Here is a 16,649-nt window from a genome sequence, read left to right as displayed (position 1 = left end):
TCGAACAGGGAGGCCTTGACGCGGGTCGACTGTTTGCCCCGGCGGTGATGCTGTCATCGACGTTGACGCTCGTGCCGTGTGGTGACCGAGGCTCCTTGTGCGGCGGCTCTATCTAGGCATGTCGATGGTCGTGACAACTCCTCTCAGGAAGTAAATCACGGAACAGAAACATCCATGCAAAGCACATCATGAAGAATGATATATATTTCAATAATCCAGATAGCGCCTAAGTAATTGACGCCTATTACTGGTCGTGCCAGCATTCATTCTTATAATCAATAACAATCCAAAACAGCTTCCATCGGGAGGATGCAATGCAGTTGAGACAGCTTACGCTATGGTCTGCAGCGGGTTGGATTGCAGGCACGGGTCTGGCGCTGGCTCAAGGCCAGACCTTGACGATCGCGACAGTCAATAATGCGGACATGATCATCATGCAGCGGCTGTCTCCTAAGTGGGAGCAGGCGACCGGCAACAAGTTGAACTGGGTCGTGCTTGAAGAAAACGTGCTGCGCCAGCGCGCCACCACCGATATCGCCACCAAGGGCGGGCAGTTCGACATCATCACGATCGGCTCCTATGAGGCGCCGATTTGGGGCAAGCAGAACTGGCTTGTCACTCTCGATGACCTCGGCGCCGATTATGATTATGCCGACATCATCCCATCCGTGAAGAACGGTCTGTCCTATAACGGCAAGCTCTATGCCGTGCCGTTCTATGCCGAAAGCTCATTCACGTTCTACCGCAAGGATCTGTTCGATCAGGCCGGCATTAAGATGCCCGCTAAGCCGACCTACGATCAGATTGCGGAATACGCAGCCAAGCTGACCGACAAGTCCAAGGAGCAATACGGATTCTGCCAGCGCGGAAAGCCAGGCTGGGGCGAGAACATGGCCTTCATTGGCCCCATGGTGAATGCCTTCGGCGGGCGCTGGTTCAATGAGAAGTGGGAGCCCCAGCTTACGACCGAGCCGTGGAAGAACGCGATCAATTACTACGTCAAGAACATCCGGGAGTACGGACCGCCGGGCGCGACCGCGAACGGACACAACGAGAACCGCGCTCTGTTCGCGACGGGCCATTGCGCCATGTGGGTCGATGCCACGTCGGCGGCGGGCTACATCTACAACCCGAAGGAAAGCCAGGTGGCCGACAAGACGGCGTTCACGGCGGCGCCGGTGCAGGTCACGAGCAACGGATCGGGCTGGTTCTGGGCGTGGTCGCTCGGCATTCCGGCCTCCTCGAAGAAGGTCGATGCCGCCAAGTCCTTTGTGAAATGGGCCACGTCGAAGGACTATGTCACGCTGGTCGGTAACGAGGCCGGTTGGGTCGCGGCGCCTCCCGGCACACGCAAGTCGACCTATGACAATCCCGAGTACCAGAAGGCTGCCCCCTTCGCGAAGGTGGTCTATGACGCGGTCGTTAATGCTGATCTGACCAAGCCGACGAAAGACCCTGTGCCTTATATCGGGATCCAGTATGTCGCCATTCCCGAATTCCAGGGCATCGGCACGGCCGTCGGCCAACAGATCGCGGCCGCCTTGGCCGGACAGACGACGGTAGAGCAGGCCCTCGAAACGGCCCAACGCTCGACTGAGCGCACGATGAAGCAGGCCGGCTATCCGAAATAGGCCGATCGCCACGCGCCCGGCGGACAATCATCGTCCGCCGGGCGTCTTCTCCAGTGTGAGCAACCGAGATGGCGAGCACCACCACAACTGTCCCCGTTCCCGGTGCGTCCGCTCCTGCCGGGAGGCGCAGCCAGCGGAATGTCAGAACCCTGCCCTTGATTGCACCATCCGTGATCATCCTCTTCCTCTGGATGATCGTGCCCTTGGTGATGACGCTCTGGTTTTCGTTTCAATACTACAACCTACTCGATCCGTCGGTTGGCGGATTTGCGGGCTTCGAGAACTATACCTTTCTGCTCACCGATCCGTCCCTCTGGACGGCGATGGCCAACACTCTCTTCCTGGTGTTCTGGGTGCTCGTGATCACGGTCGGGCTCGGTACCCTTCTTGCCGTCCTGTTCGACCAGGAATTTTACGGCCGGGGCATTGCGCGCCTGCTGGCCATCGCTCCCTTCTTCGTCATGCCGACGGTGAGCGCCCTCATCTGGAAGAACATGCTCATGCACCCGGTCAACGGGCTCTTTGCATTCTTCGCACGCTCTCTTGGCTTCCCGGCCATCGACTTCTTCGGCAGTTTCCCGCTGACCTCCGTCATCATCATCGTCGCATGGCAATGGCTGCCCTTCGCCCTGCTGATCCTGCTCACGGCGATCCAATCGCTCGACAGCGAGCAGAAGGAGGCCGCGCGCATGGATGGAGCAGGCCCGATCTCGATGTTCTTCTTCATCATCCTGCCCCATCTCGGCCGTGCCATCAGCGTCGTCATCATGATCGAGACGATCTTCCTGCTGTCCGTCTTTGCCGAAATTTACGTCACCACCTCGGGCGGCCCAGGCCTTGCCTCGACCAATCTGGCCTTCCTGATCTATCTGCGGGCCTTGCGGGAGTATGACGTAGGGGGTGCCTCGGCTGCAGGGGTGATCGCCGTGATCCTCGCCAACATCGTGGCGATCTTCCTCGTGCGCTCGATCGCCAAGAACATCGCCGATTGAGGTTGAGCCATGCATCCCAAAACCCGCAAAAAGCTCATCCTCACGCTGGTCGGATGGCTTGCCGCAGGACTGATCTTCTTCCCGATCTTCTGGATGATGCTGACAAGCTTCAAGACCGAGGTTGAGGCGGTTGCGACGCCGCCCAAACTCTTCTTCAGCCCAACGCTGGAAAACTATGTCACGGTGCGCGAACGGGCCGATTACATCCATTTTGCCATCAACAGCATCGTGATCTCCGTCGGCGCCACGCTTCTGGCGACGCTCATCGCCGTTCCGGCCGCCTATGCCATGGCGTTCTTTCCAGGAAAGCGCACGAAGGATCTGCTGCTCTGGATGCTTTCGACCAAGATGATGCCGGCCGTTGGCGTCCTGATCCCGATTTATCTGCTCTTCCGGGATACCGGCGCGATTGATACGCGCTGGGGCTTGATCGTCGTCTATACGCTGATGAACCTGCCTATCGTGGTGTGGATGCTCTACACCTTCTTCAAGGAGGTCCCGAAGGACATTCTCGAGGCCGGCCGCATGGATGGCGCGAAGCCCAAGCAGGAGGTCTGGATGCTGCTCCTGCCTCTGTCGCTGCCCGGGATTGCGTCGACGGCACTCCTGTCCATCATTCTGTGCTGGAACGAGGCGTTTTGGAGCCTGAACCTCACCACTTCAGAGGCGGCGCCGCTGACCACCTTCATCGCTTCGTTCTCTGCTCCTGAAGGATTGTTCTGGGCCAAGCTCTCGGCCGCATCGACGATCGCCATCGCGCCCATCTTGGTGTTCGGATGGATGAGCCAGCGCCAGCTCGTACGCGGCCTGACCTTCGGAGCCGTCAAATAAAGCGGGAAGTTCAACATGTCGACGGTTGTGCTCAAAGGCATTCAGAAGAATTACGGTTCGGTCCAGGTGATCAAGGGCGTCGATCTGTCCATCGACGACCGGGAGTTCTGCGTCTTCGTCGGGCCTTCCGGCTGCGGAAAATCGACGCTCCTGCGGATGATCGCCGGGCTTGAGGAGATCACCGAAGGCGATCTGCTGATCGACGGTCAGCGGGTCAATGATGTGCCGCCATCAGAGCGCGGCCTTGCCATGGTGTTCCAATCCTATGCGCTCTACCCGCATATGTCCGTTGCGGACAACATGGGATTTTCTCTTCGGCTCGCAGGCGTCTCCAAGGAGGAGCGACGTGCCAAGGTGGCGGAAGCGGCACGCATCCTGCATCTGGACAAGCTCCTGGACCGCAAGCCGAAAGAACTGTCCGGCGGACAGCGGCAGCGCGTGGCGATCGGTCGAGCCATCGTGCGCAAGCCCAAGGTCTTTCTCTTCGACGAGCCGCTTTCCAATCTCGATGCCGCGCTGCGGGTCCAGATGCGTATCGAACTCGCTCGCCTGCACGACGAACTGGCAGCGACCATGATCTATGTCACTCACGACCAAGTCGAGGCCATGACGATGGCGGACAAGATCGTGGTGCTCCAAGGCGGGATCGTCGAGCAGGCCGGCACGCCGCTTGAGCTCTATCATCATCCGAGAAACCTGTTCGTGGCTGGCTTCATCGGCAGCCCCAAGATGAATTTCCTTCCCGCGACAGTGACGGCAGTGGCAGAGGCCGCAACCACCATCCAGCTTGCCGGTGGTTCCATTCTGGCGGTTCCGGTTCGACCCGGGCGCCAGAAAGTTGGAGATGCAGTCACTCTCGGCGTGCGGCCCGAGCATATGCATCTGGCGGGAGATGGTGAAATCATCGGTGAGGTGATGGTCGTCGAGCGGCTAGGGGGTGAGACGTTTCTCTACACTCAGCTCAAGGATGGCGCGATGATCATCGTGCAGGCGGATGGGGAAATTCCGACAGGCGTGCATGAACGTGTCGCGATCAAACTCGATCCGGCAACCTGCCATCTGTTCGACGGCGACGGTGTCGCGATCGAGCGCGTGCAGCGGCATCCGCTCGCCAGTTTAAGGCGTCTGCCGACCCGCAAGGCGAGCTGAAGCCTTTTCCGGAGGCGGGTCATGGCCTCGAAGCGATTCGATTATATCATTGTTGGCGGTGGCAGCGCAGGCTGCGTCGTGGCAAGCCGCCTTGTGGGCGAACATGGCGCCCGCGTTCTGCTCGTCGAGGCGGGATCCCGCCGGGTGAGTCCGATTCTTGCCATGCCGGCGGGCTACATGAAGTTTCTCGCCCGGGACACCTATCTCACGATGCATCATGTGCTCCCTCAAGAGCAGCTTTCCGGCCGGGCTCCCATCGTCCCGCAGGCCAAGGTGCTAGGCGGCGGAAGCGCGGTCAACGCCATGGTCTACATCCGCGGGCAGGCGGAGGATTACGATGCGTGGGACGAAGCCCTGGGCGGGGCAGGGTGGAGCTACAGGGATCTTCTTCCTTATTTCATCAGGCAGGAGGGCAACGATCACCTGGGCGCACCCTATCATGGTGTGAGCGGCCCGTTGAAGGTGTCCCATCTGGGCCAGCATTCCGCCATGAGCCGCGCCTTCGTGCAGGCAATGCAGGAGCAAGGCATCCCCTATACGGCCGACTTCAATGGAGCTCGCCAAAGCGGCGTCGGGTTCATGCAGCATACGATCGATTGGACCACGCGCCGCCGATGCAGTGCCGTCGATGCGTTCCTCCAACCTGTTTCGTCCAATCCAAATTTGACCGTGTTGACGGAGACGACGGTCACTCGCATCCGATTGGAAAGGGGCCGTGCGACGGGTGTGGAGCTTGCTGGGGCATTCGGATCGGAAACCATCTTCGCTGATGCGGAGGTGATTCTCGCTGCTGGCACCTATTCGACGCCTAAACTCCTGATGCTGTCCGGCATCGGTCCGGCCGACGAGCTGTCACGGCATGGGATTGACGTTGTCGCCGACCTGCCCGGCGTGGGCAAAAACCTCCAAGATCATCATGAGGTTCCCATTGTTGCGGCGACATCCGGAGCCTTCGGCTATTTCGGTCAGGATCGCGGTCTCGCAATGCTAAGTCATGGTCTGCAGTACATGCTGTTCAAATCAGGCGCCGTGACCACCACGGGCGTGGAGGCCTGCGCCTTCATCGATCCCGACGGCGGCGCGCGGCCGACCATCCAGCTGTACTGCGTCCCGACCGTCTATCTCGACCGCGACGTCTCGGGCGTCGAACCAACCCATGGCGTGACGTTGAACCCCTGCCTGCTGCGCCCGAAGGCGCGGGGTTCGGTACGTCTTGCATCGGCTGACCCGGCCGCGTTGCCGCTGGTCGACCCACAATTCTTCGGTGATCCGGACGATCTTCGCCTGACGATCGCAGGATTGCGTTTCTCGCGAATGATTCTCGCGACAAGTCCCGTTAGAGAAATGGTCACGCAGGAGTTGTTCCCAGGTGGGGCGATCGCTTCGGACGAAAACCTCGCCGATCATTGCCGCAGAACAGTCAAAACCAATTATCACCCGGCGGGTACCTGCCGTATGGGAACCGAAGGCGATCCCCTTGCGGTCGTCACGCCGGAGTTGGCTGTTCGCGGCGTTGCGGGCCTGAGAATCGTTGACGCTTCCATCATGCCGACCATTCCCAGCGGCAACACGAATGCACCGGTGCTGGCAATCGCTGACAAGGCTGTTGACATCATGACTGGTCATCCGCGCATAGTCCGTGAGCCGACGACAGCTTTACCAAACCGGATTTCCTCTATGCCCGATCAGGTCCGTCCGTCATGAATCAGAGCGTGAATCTCGCCAATCTCGCGAACCTGCCGCCTAGTGTCGCGAGACCTCGCTATGCCCGCGAAGAGCTTCGGGCCGGCATCCTTCATATGGGCGTCGGGAACTTTCACCGCGCCCATCAGGCCGTCTACCTGGACGATCTCTTCAATGCCGGAAAGGACCGGGACTGGGCTCTGATCGGTGCTGGCATCCGTGCCGGCGACAGGGGGATGCGGCAGGCACTGGAGCCTCAGGATTGGCTCACCACGGTGGTGGAACTCGAACCCGGGGCCAATACCGCCCGGGTCACCGGCGCAATGGTGGGCTTCGTGCCCGTCAACGAGGATGGACGTGCCATCGTCGCTGCTCTGGATGATCCGGCTTTGCGCATCGTGTCCCTGACGGTCACGGAGGGAGGTTACTGCATCGATCCGGCGACGGGAACCTTCAATCCTGAGCACCCGGACATCGTGCATGACGCCGCCCATTTGGATGCACCCAGAGGCGTGTTCGGGGTCCTCCTTGCAGCGCTGAGGCAGCGACGCAATCAAGGCCTCAAGCCCTTCACGGTGATGTCGTGCGACAACATTCCCCACAATGGACAGGTCGCCAGGGACGCCATCGCCGGACTCGCCGATCTCGTCGATCCTGCGCTCGCCGCTTACGTGCGGGAGCAGGTGGCCTTTCCCAGCAGCATGGTCGACCGGATCACGCCTGCGACGACCGACCGGGAGCGCGCCATCCTGGCAGAGCGCTTCGGCATTAAGGACAACTGGCCGGTCTTCTGCGAGCCGTTCCGCCAGTGGGTTCTGGAAGACCATTTCCCGACGGGCCGTCCGGCCCTGGAGGAGGTCGGCGTCACGTTCACGCCGCATGTGGCGGCGTTCGAGCTCATGAAGCTTCGCATCCTGAACGGCGGTCATGCCACGATTGCCTATCCGGCAGGACTCCTGGGGATCCACTTCGTGCATGACGCCATGGCTGATCCTCTGGTGCGGGGCTTTTTGGACAAGTTGGAGACCGAAGAGATCATACCCTGCGTGCCTCCAGTGCCGGGTGTTGACCTTCTGGACTATTATCGACTGATCGCTCGCCGTTTCGCCAATCCGGATGTGGGGGATACGATTCCGCGTCTCGCACAGGATGGTTCAAACCGGCAGCCTAAGTTCATTCTTCCCTCCACGCGGGATCGGCTCAGGGCAGGTGCGGATGTGACGGGATTGGCTCTTGAATCCGCTCTGTGGTGCCGGTATTGCGCAGGAACGACCGATGCCGGCGAGCCCTTCAAGCTCGACGATCCCAATGCCAGCCGCCTGACACCCGCGGCTTTGGCCGCAAAGGACAATCCGGCATCCTTCTTGGGACTGCGGGACATCTTCGGTGATGTGGCTGATGCTCCGCAGTTCAGGTCCCGGTTCGAGACGTCTTTGAACAGCCTGTGGCGCAATGGAGCCCGCGCTACCCTGCAGCGCTATCTGGAAGGCAGCGTCTGAACCTTCAAGCAGGCATGTCGATCTGCACCTTCACAGAGGCCGGCGGCATCGCTTTGGCAAACTCGAAGGCTTCGACGCTGTCCTTGAAGGCGAAGCGGTCGGTGATCAGCGGCTTTACATCGATTTTTCCCGACGCGATCATCGCCACTGCCCGGGGATAGACATGGGCATAGCGGAAGATGCTCTCCACACGAGCCTCCTTGACCTGTGCCTTGCTGACGTCGAAGGCGAATGGTTCAAGGGGGATGCCCACCAGGGCTACTTTTCCGCCAGGACAGATGAGATCGAAGATGTCCGCCATCGCAGGCGGATAGCCTGAGCATTCAAAGACGACGTCTGCTCCCCAGCCGTCACTCTCGCGGGTGACGACGCTCAGGAGACTCTGGCTCCTGACATTAACCGAAATTACGGGTCCAAGGGTCCGTGCCAATACCAGCTTCGGCTCGTGAATGTCGCTGACGATGACCCGCGAGCAGCCGGCAGCCAAAGCTGCCAGGATCGTCACCATTCCAATGGGTCCTGCGCCGATGACGACAGCCAGGTCGCCCGGCTGGACCTGCACCTTAGTGGCAGCGTGCACTCCCACGGCCAAAGGCTCGACCATGGCACCTTCCGCGAAGGAGACATGATCGGGAAGCTTGAACGTGAAATCTGCCGGGTGAACGACCGTTGGCCGTAATACGCCGTGCACCGGCGGGGTTGCCCAGAACCGCACGGCCGGATCGAGATTGTATTTGCCGAGACGTGTTGCGCGGCTCGTCGGATCGGGAATGCCGGGCTCCATGCAGACGCGGTCGCCGGGTTTCAGTTCCGTCACGGCCGAGCCTACCTCGACGACTTGCCCGGCGGCCTCGTGCCCGAGGATCATCGGCTCCTTGACCACGAAGGGGCCGATGGCTCCATGAGTGTAGTAATGGACGTCACTCCCGCATACGCCGACCGTTCGAAGGGCGATCCGGACGTCGCGGGGGCCTAAAGCCTCCTCGACAAAGACGTCGCGCAAGCTGAGTTCGTCCTTGCGCTCCAGCACCAGCGCTTCCATGACTCACTCTCCTCTTCGGGAGCTTATTCTGCCCTATCATGGCGGGAGTGCATAGCACGTCTGATGATGTTCCGTCCTTCCTGTTCCCGATGCAGAGTGCATGAGCGAGGCAGGCACGTCACGGAAGTCTGCTTCCGATCTGCTGCCGAATATGCGAGGGGCGCCTCTTGATGAGGCGTGTACGGGACCGGGGCCTGCGGGACCCCGCAATCAAAAGTCTCCTCGCGACCCGGTGCGGCGAGATTCAGGGTGTCGCTCCCGAGCGTTGCTGAAGATCAGCCGCCTCTGAAGTGCTGCTGGAGCCCTCAAAGATTGCCGATGAGACCAAGCTGAGCGATACGGCATAGGATGTGCCTCTCTTGATGCAGTTATCTCCTGCGGAGACTTGTAAGCCACCCCGGAAGCGGGAGGGGCGATAGACTCACCTAGCGTGGCACGAGGACAGGAAATGCGGTTCCCATCTGCAGCGGCAACCGCGATCGCGCTGTGACAGGTCGCGGGATAGACCGGTTCCGTACCTGCATCATGGCTGCCGGCTGTCTCAATTGCCCTCCTCAGGAGGCATTGGGATACCCGGACAGGCTCACATTGGCGCCGTGCCAAGGCTTTTGAGCCTATGCAAGCGCTGACGCGGTTTCGGGAAGCAGATGCAAGGAACATCAACGGCGACGGTGCGGATCCGGTTTCCAGGGGAGGTTGCTGACTTCAGTGGTCGCAGAATGGTTCGAAAGGTTTCGACGATCTACGCAACTGTTTCTATAGCCTGTCTGCCTCAAACGCTGTCGAAATGCCGATAAGATGAACAGAAGATGAATAACGATGCCATCTATACTCTGGGACACGCGCTCCCATGGCCTATTACTGCTATAGGAAGTTGCCATCATGTCATAGATTGTGAGAGTTGCTCTGAAACTACTTGCTGAATGATGCGTTGTCGGTTGCCGGGTGCGAAGCCCGAAGTTTCATTCAGGAGTAAGATCATGTCGAAGAAGTTCCTTCTCGCGAGCGCTGTTCTGGCTACTCTTGTGCCTGCTGCTGCCTTTGCACAGTCGGGCGGAGCGGCGGCTGGTGCCGCCACGGGTGCGGTCGGCGGCGCTATTGTCGGCGGTCCGGTGGGTGCGGCCGTGGGTGGCGTGACAGGGGCCATCGTGGGTGGCATCGCCGACCAGCAGCAGCCTGAGTTTCGTCAATATGTGACCACCCAGAAGGTGCCGTCCTACACCTATCGGGAAGAGGTGCGCGTGGGCGCGGTTCTGCCCGAGGCTGGCGTGACCTATCACGAGGTGCCTGCCGAGTACAAGGTGAAGGGGTACCGCTACACGGTGGTGAACAACACCCCGGTGCTGGTCGAGCCGAGCAGCCGCAAGATCGTGCAGGTCATCCGCTAACGATCGTTCCTTCCCGTGAGCGGATTGGGCGGCCCATACGGGCCGCCCTTTTCATGAGGGACAGGGACGCAGCCGGTCGCCCCTTGTTTGACGCCCGAATGCGTTTCCCACTTGAGATTGGAATAAAACAATTAGTTCCTCCGTTATGATGCCAGGAGGCCACGCGGAGCAGGAATGCCGGCAGCCATAGGAAACGAATTGGTGGCGCTTCTGCCCCGGCTCAGGCGTTTTGCGCTTGTGCTTTGCCGTTCGCAACCCCTTGCGGATGATCTCGTTCAGGGGGCTTGTGAGCGTGCGCTTGCCAATGCGGACAGCTGGACGCCAGGCACCAAGTTCGATGCATGGATGTTCCGCATTCTCCGGAATCACTGGATCGATCACCTCAGACGGACGAGAGTCGAAGGCATGACGGAAGATGTATCCATGCAGACGCAACTCATTGGGGACCCGGGCGAGGGGCCGATCCTCAACAGACTTGTTCTGTCCGAGGTCCAACGGGCGATCGATCGTTTGCCTCAAGAGCAGCGGGAGGTACTTGTCCTTGTGTGTGCCGAAGATCTCAGCTACCGGGAGGCCGCCGAGGTTTTGGGCGTTCCGATGGGCACCGTCATGAGCCGGCTCGCAAGGGCACGCAAGCGATTGATGGAGATCACGGCGGCCGCCTAGGTGCCGATGACGAAGAGCGGAGCGATGAAGATGTCTCAGCTACATCTTAGCGATGAGATTCTGATGGCCTTTGCCGACGGTGAGCTCGAAGAGCCCACAGCTGCTGCCGTTGCCAAGGCGATGGCTGAGGATCCCGTCGTAGCCAAACGGATCGTGGAGTTTCAGCAGAGCCGCCGCTTGACCCGTTCTGTCTTATCCGCCGCACTGACGCCCAACGTGCCACCGGAGTTGCGGGCTGCCGTGTCGGCTCAGATCAAGGCTCATGAGACGGCAGGCAGGACGAAGTCAGGACGGGACTTCAAGCTGCCGTGGGCCGAATGGATAAGGCAAGGAAGTCCATCCTTGCACATGGCCCTGGCCGCATCCATCGCCGCTGTTGCGCTTGCTTTAGGCTACTTCGCAGGGTGGCATAGCAGATCGGAGACAAGTGGACTGATTGCCCGCGTGGGGAGCCCGGTTGTCCAGCGTGAGCTGAACACGATCGCGTCGGGAAAGGACGTGAAGCTGCCGTTCGGCCAGCTGCGGGTGATCTCGACTTATCGCCTTGCAAACGGGTTCCTGTGTCGTGAATTCCGGCTGCATTCTGCAGGCGAGACAGCGGAAGCCGTTGCTTGCCGCAATGGTGAGTGGAAGACGACCTTCGCTTTGGCAGGTCTCGGCAACCAGGCCGAGTACACTCCAAGCAGTGGAGGCGATCCGACGGCGGCGTACTTGCAGAATGTCGGTGCTGGCCAACCCCTCGTCGAAGACGCCGAAGCCAGGGCGCTCGCCGAGGCTGCTCATTAGGCATTATACCTCTTAGCTCTACGGCTTGTGCCTGCCGCAATTCTTGAGAGTTTTTCCAGACAACTTGGAATAAATCGACGGGATGCTCCGTTCTCTGTCCATTGTGGTGATAGAGGATGAGCATGAGAGCCGCTTATCATCTGGCTTTTGCCGTGTTCTCCGTCGGCACCGTCGCGACACCCACCACGGCGCCGAACGCAACGGATCCGGTCGCAACGACATCGGCAATTCAATCGCATGCTATTCCCGATGTCGTCCGCAATATTGCTGCGGACCTTTCCGCTAGGCTGAACGCGAAGCAGGAGAGAGCCGAGGAGGGCCATATAGACCAGAAGATATCTATAGGCGAAAGCCTGTCCGAGTTGATAGAGTTACATCCTATCCCAAAGCACGAGACATACCGTTACGCCGAGGTGAACGGTCATCGCCTCGTCGTCGACGCGACATCTCGCAAAATCGTCTATGTCATTCACTGAAAGCCAAACCTCTCCGGAGTGACAAAAACGAAGCTGTTCGAAGAAAGGCGGCCGAAACATGTCATTGTATTGTGCTAACCAGACACGTTCGGAACTTGACAATAAAAGCAGTCAACCGACTCTCGTCTTTCCCGTCTGCACCAATCCAGTGCTTCGACTTGGCCTGGAAAGCATTCTGTTCGATGCAGGTTTTGTCGTATGGCACGATATTGTGGATGGATTTTCGAGCCTGCCTACTATCGAAGACGAATTGCCTGCGCTCTTCATTATCGATAAAGGCAGCTTCGCCAGCGGATCCATTGACTTGGTGCGGCGTTTGAAAGCTCACGCTCCTGCTGCGCGGATCGTTCTGTTGGCGGATGCCTTCGATTCAAGCTTTGTGTCCACAGCTTGGGACGCGGGAGCGCATGGGTTCTGTCTCTCGACGCACGCACGCGATGTACTTGTGAAATCTCTTGAGCTGGTGATGTTGGGAGAGGGCATTCTTCCTGCAACGATCGTTCTTCCGATTGCAGGGGCGCGTACGTGCCATGCTCACCCTCACGAGGGTAGGCTGGAGGGGAACGTGGCTGCTCTTCCAAATCGAAGGTTATCCAACAGGGAAGCAGAAATCCTGACCTGTTTGAGGGATGGTGCGCCGAACAAGGTTATTGCGCGCAAGCTAAATCTATCTGAGGCAACGGTGAAGGTCCATGTCAAAACCATCTTGAAGAAGATTGGCGCCTGCAACCGCACTCAAGCCGCGATCTGGGCTGCGAGGTATGCAGCGGCAGACGCAACGGCACTGCAATCCAGCTAGTCCGGCGGCTGCCACCCTTGCTGCCGTGTTGAAGGAGCGCCTTTCCAAATCTTAGCTTCTCACATAGCCGGGGTACTTCGCTCTGAGCCTATCGAGATTGGCTAGGGTGCCGGAGAGATGATGACGCAAGTGCTTTTGGGCCTCCTCGGGCTGCCCATCCGCAATCGCCTGAACGATCAGCCTGTGCTGTCGCAGAATTTCCTGAGCCTTGCCTGGTGTTGGGAGATGAAGTCGACGCAGGCGATCAATATGTCCGCTGCGGCTGCGCACGAGAGCCCACATCTCATTCATCTTGGCGACTTCGTAGAGGTGCTGATGGAACGCTTGATCGGCAATGGAAAAAGCTTCGAAGTCTGCCGCCTCCAACAGAGTCTGCTGCTGTACGAGAAAGCCCTGAAGTCTTGCGAGCAGTCGAGGCCCCGGAGCAAGTGCTAGGGTCCGAACGATTTCAAGCTCCAATGAGCGCCGTAGAAAGTGGGCTTGGTGCGCGACTGTGAGGTCGATCGGGCTCACTACGGTCGCGTGTTGTGGAAAGATATCGACCAAGCCTTCTTCCTGGAGACGCAAAAGAGCATCCCGAATGGGGGTGGAACTGAGCCCGAACTCCTGCTGAAGCGTCAAACGGTTCAAAACAGTGCCGGGTGTCAAGCTGAGGGAAATGATCATTTCCCTCAGCCGTTCGAACACCTGAGGCGCCGCCTGGCGGCTCCGCTCAAGGCGATCTGCAGCGAAGGTTGATAGTTTTAATCTTTCGGTCTTGTGAGATGAAGTCATTCGGCGGGACCTAAATTTCCTTCAAATCCTTCTACACTAAACTTGTACCCCACGCACTAATGCATTAGCGTGCGTTTGGCAGCTCGGGGATCTGCTTGGGTATTCCAAGCTCTCTTCGCGAGGGGCATATCGTGGGAAAGCACACGGAGGACGCACCTTCAGATGTTCATCTTGCGCATCAAGCCGGCTCACGAGGACTGCGGCCATGAATTTCTAAAGCAGGCCCGGAACGTTCGCTGGCGAGCCGGCGATCTAATGGCATACGAAGAGGATCAGGGTCATGCTGAAACCGGAAACCCGAGAGAAGCTCAAGGCAGTCAGTACGGCGACGCTGTGCACGGCTCTCTACAAGCGCGGGCTGCGCAACCAATTCATCCAGGATGTTCGCCCGCTCAATCCAACTCTCGAGAACATGGTAGGAGAGGCCTTCACTCTTCGCTATATTCCGGCGCGTGAGGATCTGAACCCAATCAGCGTCTTTCAGGATCGCGCCCACCCCCAGCGAAAGGCCGTCGAGGAGTGTCCTCCGGGCGCCGTTATGGTCATCGACAGCCGCAAGGATGCCCGCGCTGCTTCGGCCGGCGGCATTCTCGTCTCTCGTCTGATGAAGCGAGGCGTCGCCGGTGTAGTGACCGACGGTGGCTTCCGGGACTCGCCGGAAATTGCGCGGCTCGACATTCCCGCCTACCACAATCGCCCGTCGGCACCGACCAACCTCACCCATCATCAGGCGCTCGACATCAATGTTCCCATAGGATGCGGCGATGTACCGGTATGGCCTGGTGACATTGTCGTCGGAGACGGCGAGGGTGTCGTCGTTATTCCGGCTCACCTGGCGGATGAGATAGCCATAGAGGCCATTGAAATGACCGCGTTTGAAGATTTCGTACAGGAGGAGGTGCTGAAGGGCCGCTCCATCCTGGGCCTCTATCCGCCGACGGATGAGAAAACTAATATCGATTTTGCGGCTTGGCGCAAGGCGATGGGTCGCTAGGCGAAAGAGGATGGCATGGTGCTTGCTTCGTCAGATGTGTTTTAACCGCAGTCAGGCCTGCAAATTACAAAATGCATTACAGGATTTGGCAGCTTGTCAGGAGGCTGAATGAAGCCGAACAAGATCAAGGCACTCTGGGCGGATGGTAAGCCGGTTCTGAATGGCTGGCTGTCGATTGCAAACGCGTTCACGGCCGAAATCATGGCGGAGCAGGGCTATGATTCGATCACCATTGATCTGCAGCATGGGGTTGTCGATTATCAGGCCGCAGTCGGCATGCTGCAGGCCATGCGATCGAGTGAAGTCACTCCCCTTGTTCGTGTTCCCTGGCTCGACCCGGCGGCCATCATGAAAGCGCTGGATGCCGGAGCCTATGGTGTAATCTGTCCTATGATCAACAATCGTGCTCAGGCGCAGGAACTCGTCTCCTACATTCGCTATCCACCAGATGGAACCCGCAGTCTCGGGCCGACTCGGGCAAACTTCTCCGCTGGATCGAATTATGCGTTCGAAGCCGACGAAAACATCCTGTGCTTTGCAATGATCGAGACCGCAGAAGCATTCCAAAACGTCGAGGAGATTGTCTCAACACCAGGATTGGACGGGGTCTATATTGGCCCAGCCGATTTAACACTCGGCTTGACGGGTAAGCGCTACACCGTTGGTTTCGACCGCGAAGAATCGGAAATGGTCGACGCGATTCAGACCATATTGGCCAAGGCGCACCAGGTCGATATCCGTGCCGCCCTTCACTGCGGGACACCAAGCTATGCGGCGAAGGCGCTCGGCTGGGGCTTCGATCTCGTGACGCTGCCAAACGACGTCCGGCTTCTCGCCAGCGCGGCGAGTGCGAGTGTCACCGAAGCCCGTAAACTTATGCGCGCCTAAGATATGTCACAGTCGTTTCTCTGCTGTGGAGCAGCGATGGTACAAGCCAAGATCAATCTCGATCTCAGCTGCCAACCTCTGCACGTCGGGAAGAAGCGCATGTATCATCTATCCCTGTCGGAAGCCGTATGCGGCCTGTAGAGCCCGTCCCTCCAATAGAGGCAGGCTGGAGCTCAGCGATTCCTTCAGTCCTTGAAGACGCTGATGAGGACAGGCGATGTGGCCCAATCAGGAGGCTAGCATGTTCTGTGGAAGGTGATTGGATGCCAGAAGGGCAGCTTCCACGCGATTTCGGACACGCAACTTCTGAAGAATGTTTGTCAAATGGTGCTTGATGGTCTTCTCGCTTAGTTCAAGTTTGTTGCCGATCTCCTTGTTGCTGCGCCCCTGAACGAGAATCGACAGGATCTGCTGTTCGCGCGGAGTAAGGTGCGGCAGCTGGCTTGATCCTCTTGCTTCGCTCATGGCACCGGGACCGGCTCTCATGAGAAGCTTTGCCGCGAGGCTCGGTGAGATGAAGCTTTGGCCCTGACAAAGCACCCGCACAGTCTGCACGAGTTCGATACCGCTCGAGCCTTTCAGCAGATAGCCACGTACTCCCCGCTTTAAGGCTTTATAGACGTGCTCCTCCTCCGCTTTGTCGGCGAGAACGAGAATGCTGATCGATGGATGCTGCTGGAGGATCGACTCCACCGCCTCCATGGTGCCATCCATCGTACTGCAGTCGAGTACAATGACGTCTGGACGGCTCCTGCGAGCGGTATCTATTGCATCCCAAACCGATACGCCATGGCCGACAACCTCGATATCTGGTTGAGAGCTTAGGGCACGAATAACGCCGTCCCGAAAAAGAGGATGCTTGTCGACCACACTGACGCGAATTCTTCCTGTCATTGGAGCCCCCCAGATCCAATATCACCTGCCGCTTACAGTCGCGGTAACTATTCTTGTTGCTCAATAACCGGATTATGGAGCTTCATCATAGCCTTAGAATACTGAGCTTGGATTATAATCGGCAAGATCTATGAAGTGAGAGAATAGTATCTTGCCA

At 58.8% G+C, this 16,649-nt stretch carries 16 protein-coding genes; 13 read left to right on the top strand and 3 right to left on the bottom strand.

Translation table 11 applies throughout. The annotated features are described in order from the left end of the window. Window positions 1-314: 314 nt before the first annotated feature. The 6 genes from VB672_RS14650 to VB672_RS14625 all read left to right on the top strand — a co-directional run bounded on the left by VB672_RS14650 (window position 315) and on the right by VB672_RS14625 (window position 7,785). The gene (locus VB672_RS14650) at window positions 315-1,631 is read left to right on the top strand and encodes an ABC transporter substrate-binding protein (protein ID WP_329784937.1); all 1,317 of its coding nucleotides are present in this window, start codon (window positions 315-317) and stop codon (window positions 1,629-1,631) included. Window positions 1,632-1,699: 68 nt separating this feature from the next. Further along, window positions 1,700-2,623 carry a carbohydrate ABC transporter permease gene (locus VB672_RS14645; protein WP_329784936.1) on the top strand — a complete coding sequence of 308 codons (924 nt, stop codon included), beginning with the start codon at window positions 1,700-1,702 and terminating at the stop codon, window positions 2,621-2,623. A gap of 9 nt (window positions 2,624-2,632) precedes the next feature. Continuing rightward, the gene (locus tag VB672_RS14640; protein WP_329784935.1) at window positions 2,633-3,454 is read left to right on the top strand and encodes a carbohydrate ABC transporter permease; all 822 of its coding nucleotides are present in this window, start codon (window positions 2,633-2,635) and stop codon (window positions 3,452-3,454) included. A gap of 15 nt (window positions 3,455-3,469) precedes the next feature. Further along, window positions 3,470-4,603, top strand: coding sequence for an ABC transporter ATP-binding protein (locus tag VB672_RS14635; protein WP_329784934.1), 1,134 nt, complete (start codon window positions 3,470-3,472; stop codon window positions 4,601-4,603). A gap of 21 nt (window positions 4,604-4,624) precedes the next feature. Beyond that, window positions 4,625-6,307, top strand: a complete 1,683-nt coding sequence (locus VB672_RS14630; RefSeq protein WP_329784933.1) for a GMC family oxidoreductase — start codon at window positions 4,625-4,627, stop codon at window positions 6,305-6,307. Then, window positions 6,304-7,785, top strand: a complete 1,482-nt coding sequence (locus VB672_RS14625; RefSeq protein ID WP_329784932.1) for a mannitol dehydrogenase family protein — start codon at window positions 6,304-6,306, stop codon at window positions 7,783-7,785. The genes VB672_RS14630 and VB672_RS14625 overlap by 4 nt, the downstream gene beginning before the upstream one ends. Before the next feature lie 4 nt (window positions 7,786-7,789). Here VB672_RS14625 and VB672_RS14620 read toward each other — a convergent pair whose 3' ends face one another. Continuing rightward, window positions 7,790-8,827: an NAD(P)-dependent alcohol dehydrogenase gene (locus VB672_RS14620; RefSeq protein ID WP_329784931.1), complete on the bottom strand. Its 1,038-nt coding sequence runs from the start codon at window positions 8,825-8,827 to the stop codon at window positions 7,790-7,792. A gap of 980 nt (window positions 8,828-9,807) precedes the next feature. Here VB672_RS14620 and VB672_RS14615 point away from each other — a divergent pair. From VB672_RS14615 to VB672_RS14595, 5 genes are all read left to right on the top strand, one after another. Next, window positions 9,808-10,215: a DUF1236 domain-containing protein gene (locus VB672_RS14615; protein WP_329784930.1), complete on the top strand. Its 408-nt coding sequence runs from the start codon at window positions 9,808-9,810 to the stop codon at window positions 10,213-10,215. 174 nt (window positions 10,216-10,389) lie between these two features. Further along, window positions 10,390-10,881, top strand: a complete 492-nt coding sequence (locus VB672_RS14610) for an RNA polymerase sigma factor (protein WP_329784929.1) — start codon at window positions 10,390-10,392, stop codon at window positions 10,879-10,881. A gap of 24 nt (window positions 10,882-10,905) precedes the next feature. Next, window positions 10,906-11,667, top strand: coding sequence for a hypothetical protein (locus VB672_RS14605; RefSeq protein WP_329784928.1), 762 nt, complete (start codon window positions 10,906-10,908; stop codon window positions 11,665-11,667). 122 nt (window positions 11,668-11,789) lie between these two features. Next, complete coding sequence (locus VB672_RS14600; protein WP_329784927.1) at window positions 11,790-12,143, top strand: DUF1236 domain-containing protein; 354 nt, start codon at window positions 11,790-11,792, stop codon at window positions 12,141-12,143. A 58-nt stretch (window positions 12,144-12,201) separates the two neighbouring features. Further along, on the top strand, window positions 12,202-12,942 hold the full coding sequence (locus VB672_RS14595) for a response regulator transcription factor (protein ID WP_329784926.1): 741 nt from the start codon (window positions 12,202-12,204) through the stop codon (window positions 12,940-12,942). A gap of 51 nt (window positions 12,943-12,993) precedes the next feature. Here VB672_RS14595 and VB672_RS14590 read toward each other — a convergent pair whose 3' ends face one another. Next, the gene (locus VB672_RS14590) at window positions 12,994-13,716 is read right to left on the bottom strand and encodes a GntR family transcriptional regulator (RefSeq protein WP_329784925.1); all 723 of its coding nucleotides are present in this window, start codon (window positions 13,714-13,716) and stop codon (window positions 12,994-12,996) included. Window positions 13,717-13,996: 280 nt separating this feature from the next. On the opposite strand from VB672_RS14590, the gene VB672_RS14585 reads away from it, so the two are divergent. Further along, a complete protein-coding gene (locus VB672_RS14585; RefSeq protein WP_329784924.1) occupies window positions 13,997-14,710 on the top strand; it encodes a ribonuclease activity regulator RraA in 714 nt (237 codons plus the stop codon). 108 nt (window positions 14,711-14,818) lie between these two features. Next, a complete protein-coding gene (locus VB672_RS14580) occupies window positions 14,819-15,598 on the top strand; it encodes an HpcH/HpaI aldolase family protein (protein WP_329784923.1) in 780 nt (259 codons plus the stop codon). A 228-nt stretch (window positions 15,599-15,826) separates the two neighbouring features. Here the strand turns inward: VB672_RS14580 and VB672_RS14575 are convergent, their stop codons facing one another. Beyond that, a complete protein-coding gene (locus VB672_RS14575) occupies window positions 15,827-16,492 on the bottom strand; it encodes a response regulator transcription factor (RefSeq protein ID WP_329784922.1) in 666 nt (221 codons plus the stop codon). Window positions 16,493-16,649 lie beyond the last annotated feature (157 nt).

It is taken from the genome of Microvirga sp. CF3016 (assembly GCF_036314085.1).
Classification (GTDB): Bacteria; Pseudomonadota; Alphaproteobacteria; order Rhizobiales; family Beijerinckiaceae; genus Microvirga.
This window is presented reverse-complemented; position numbering and strand designations above follow the sequence as displayed.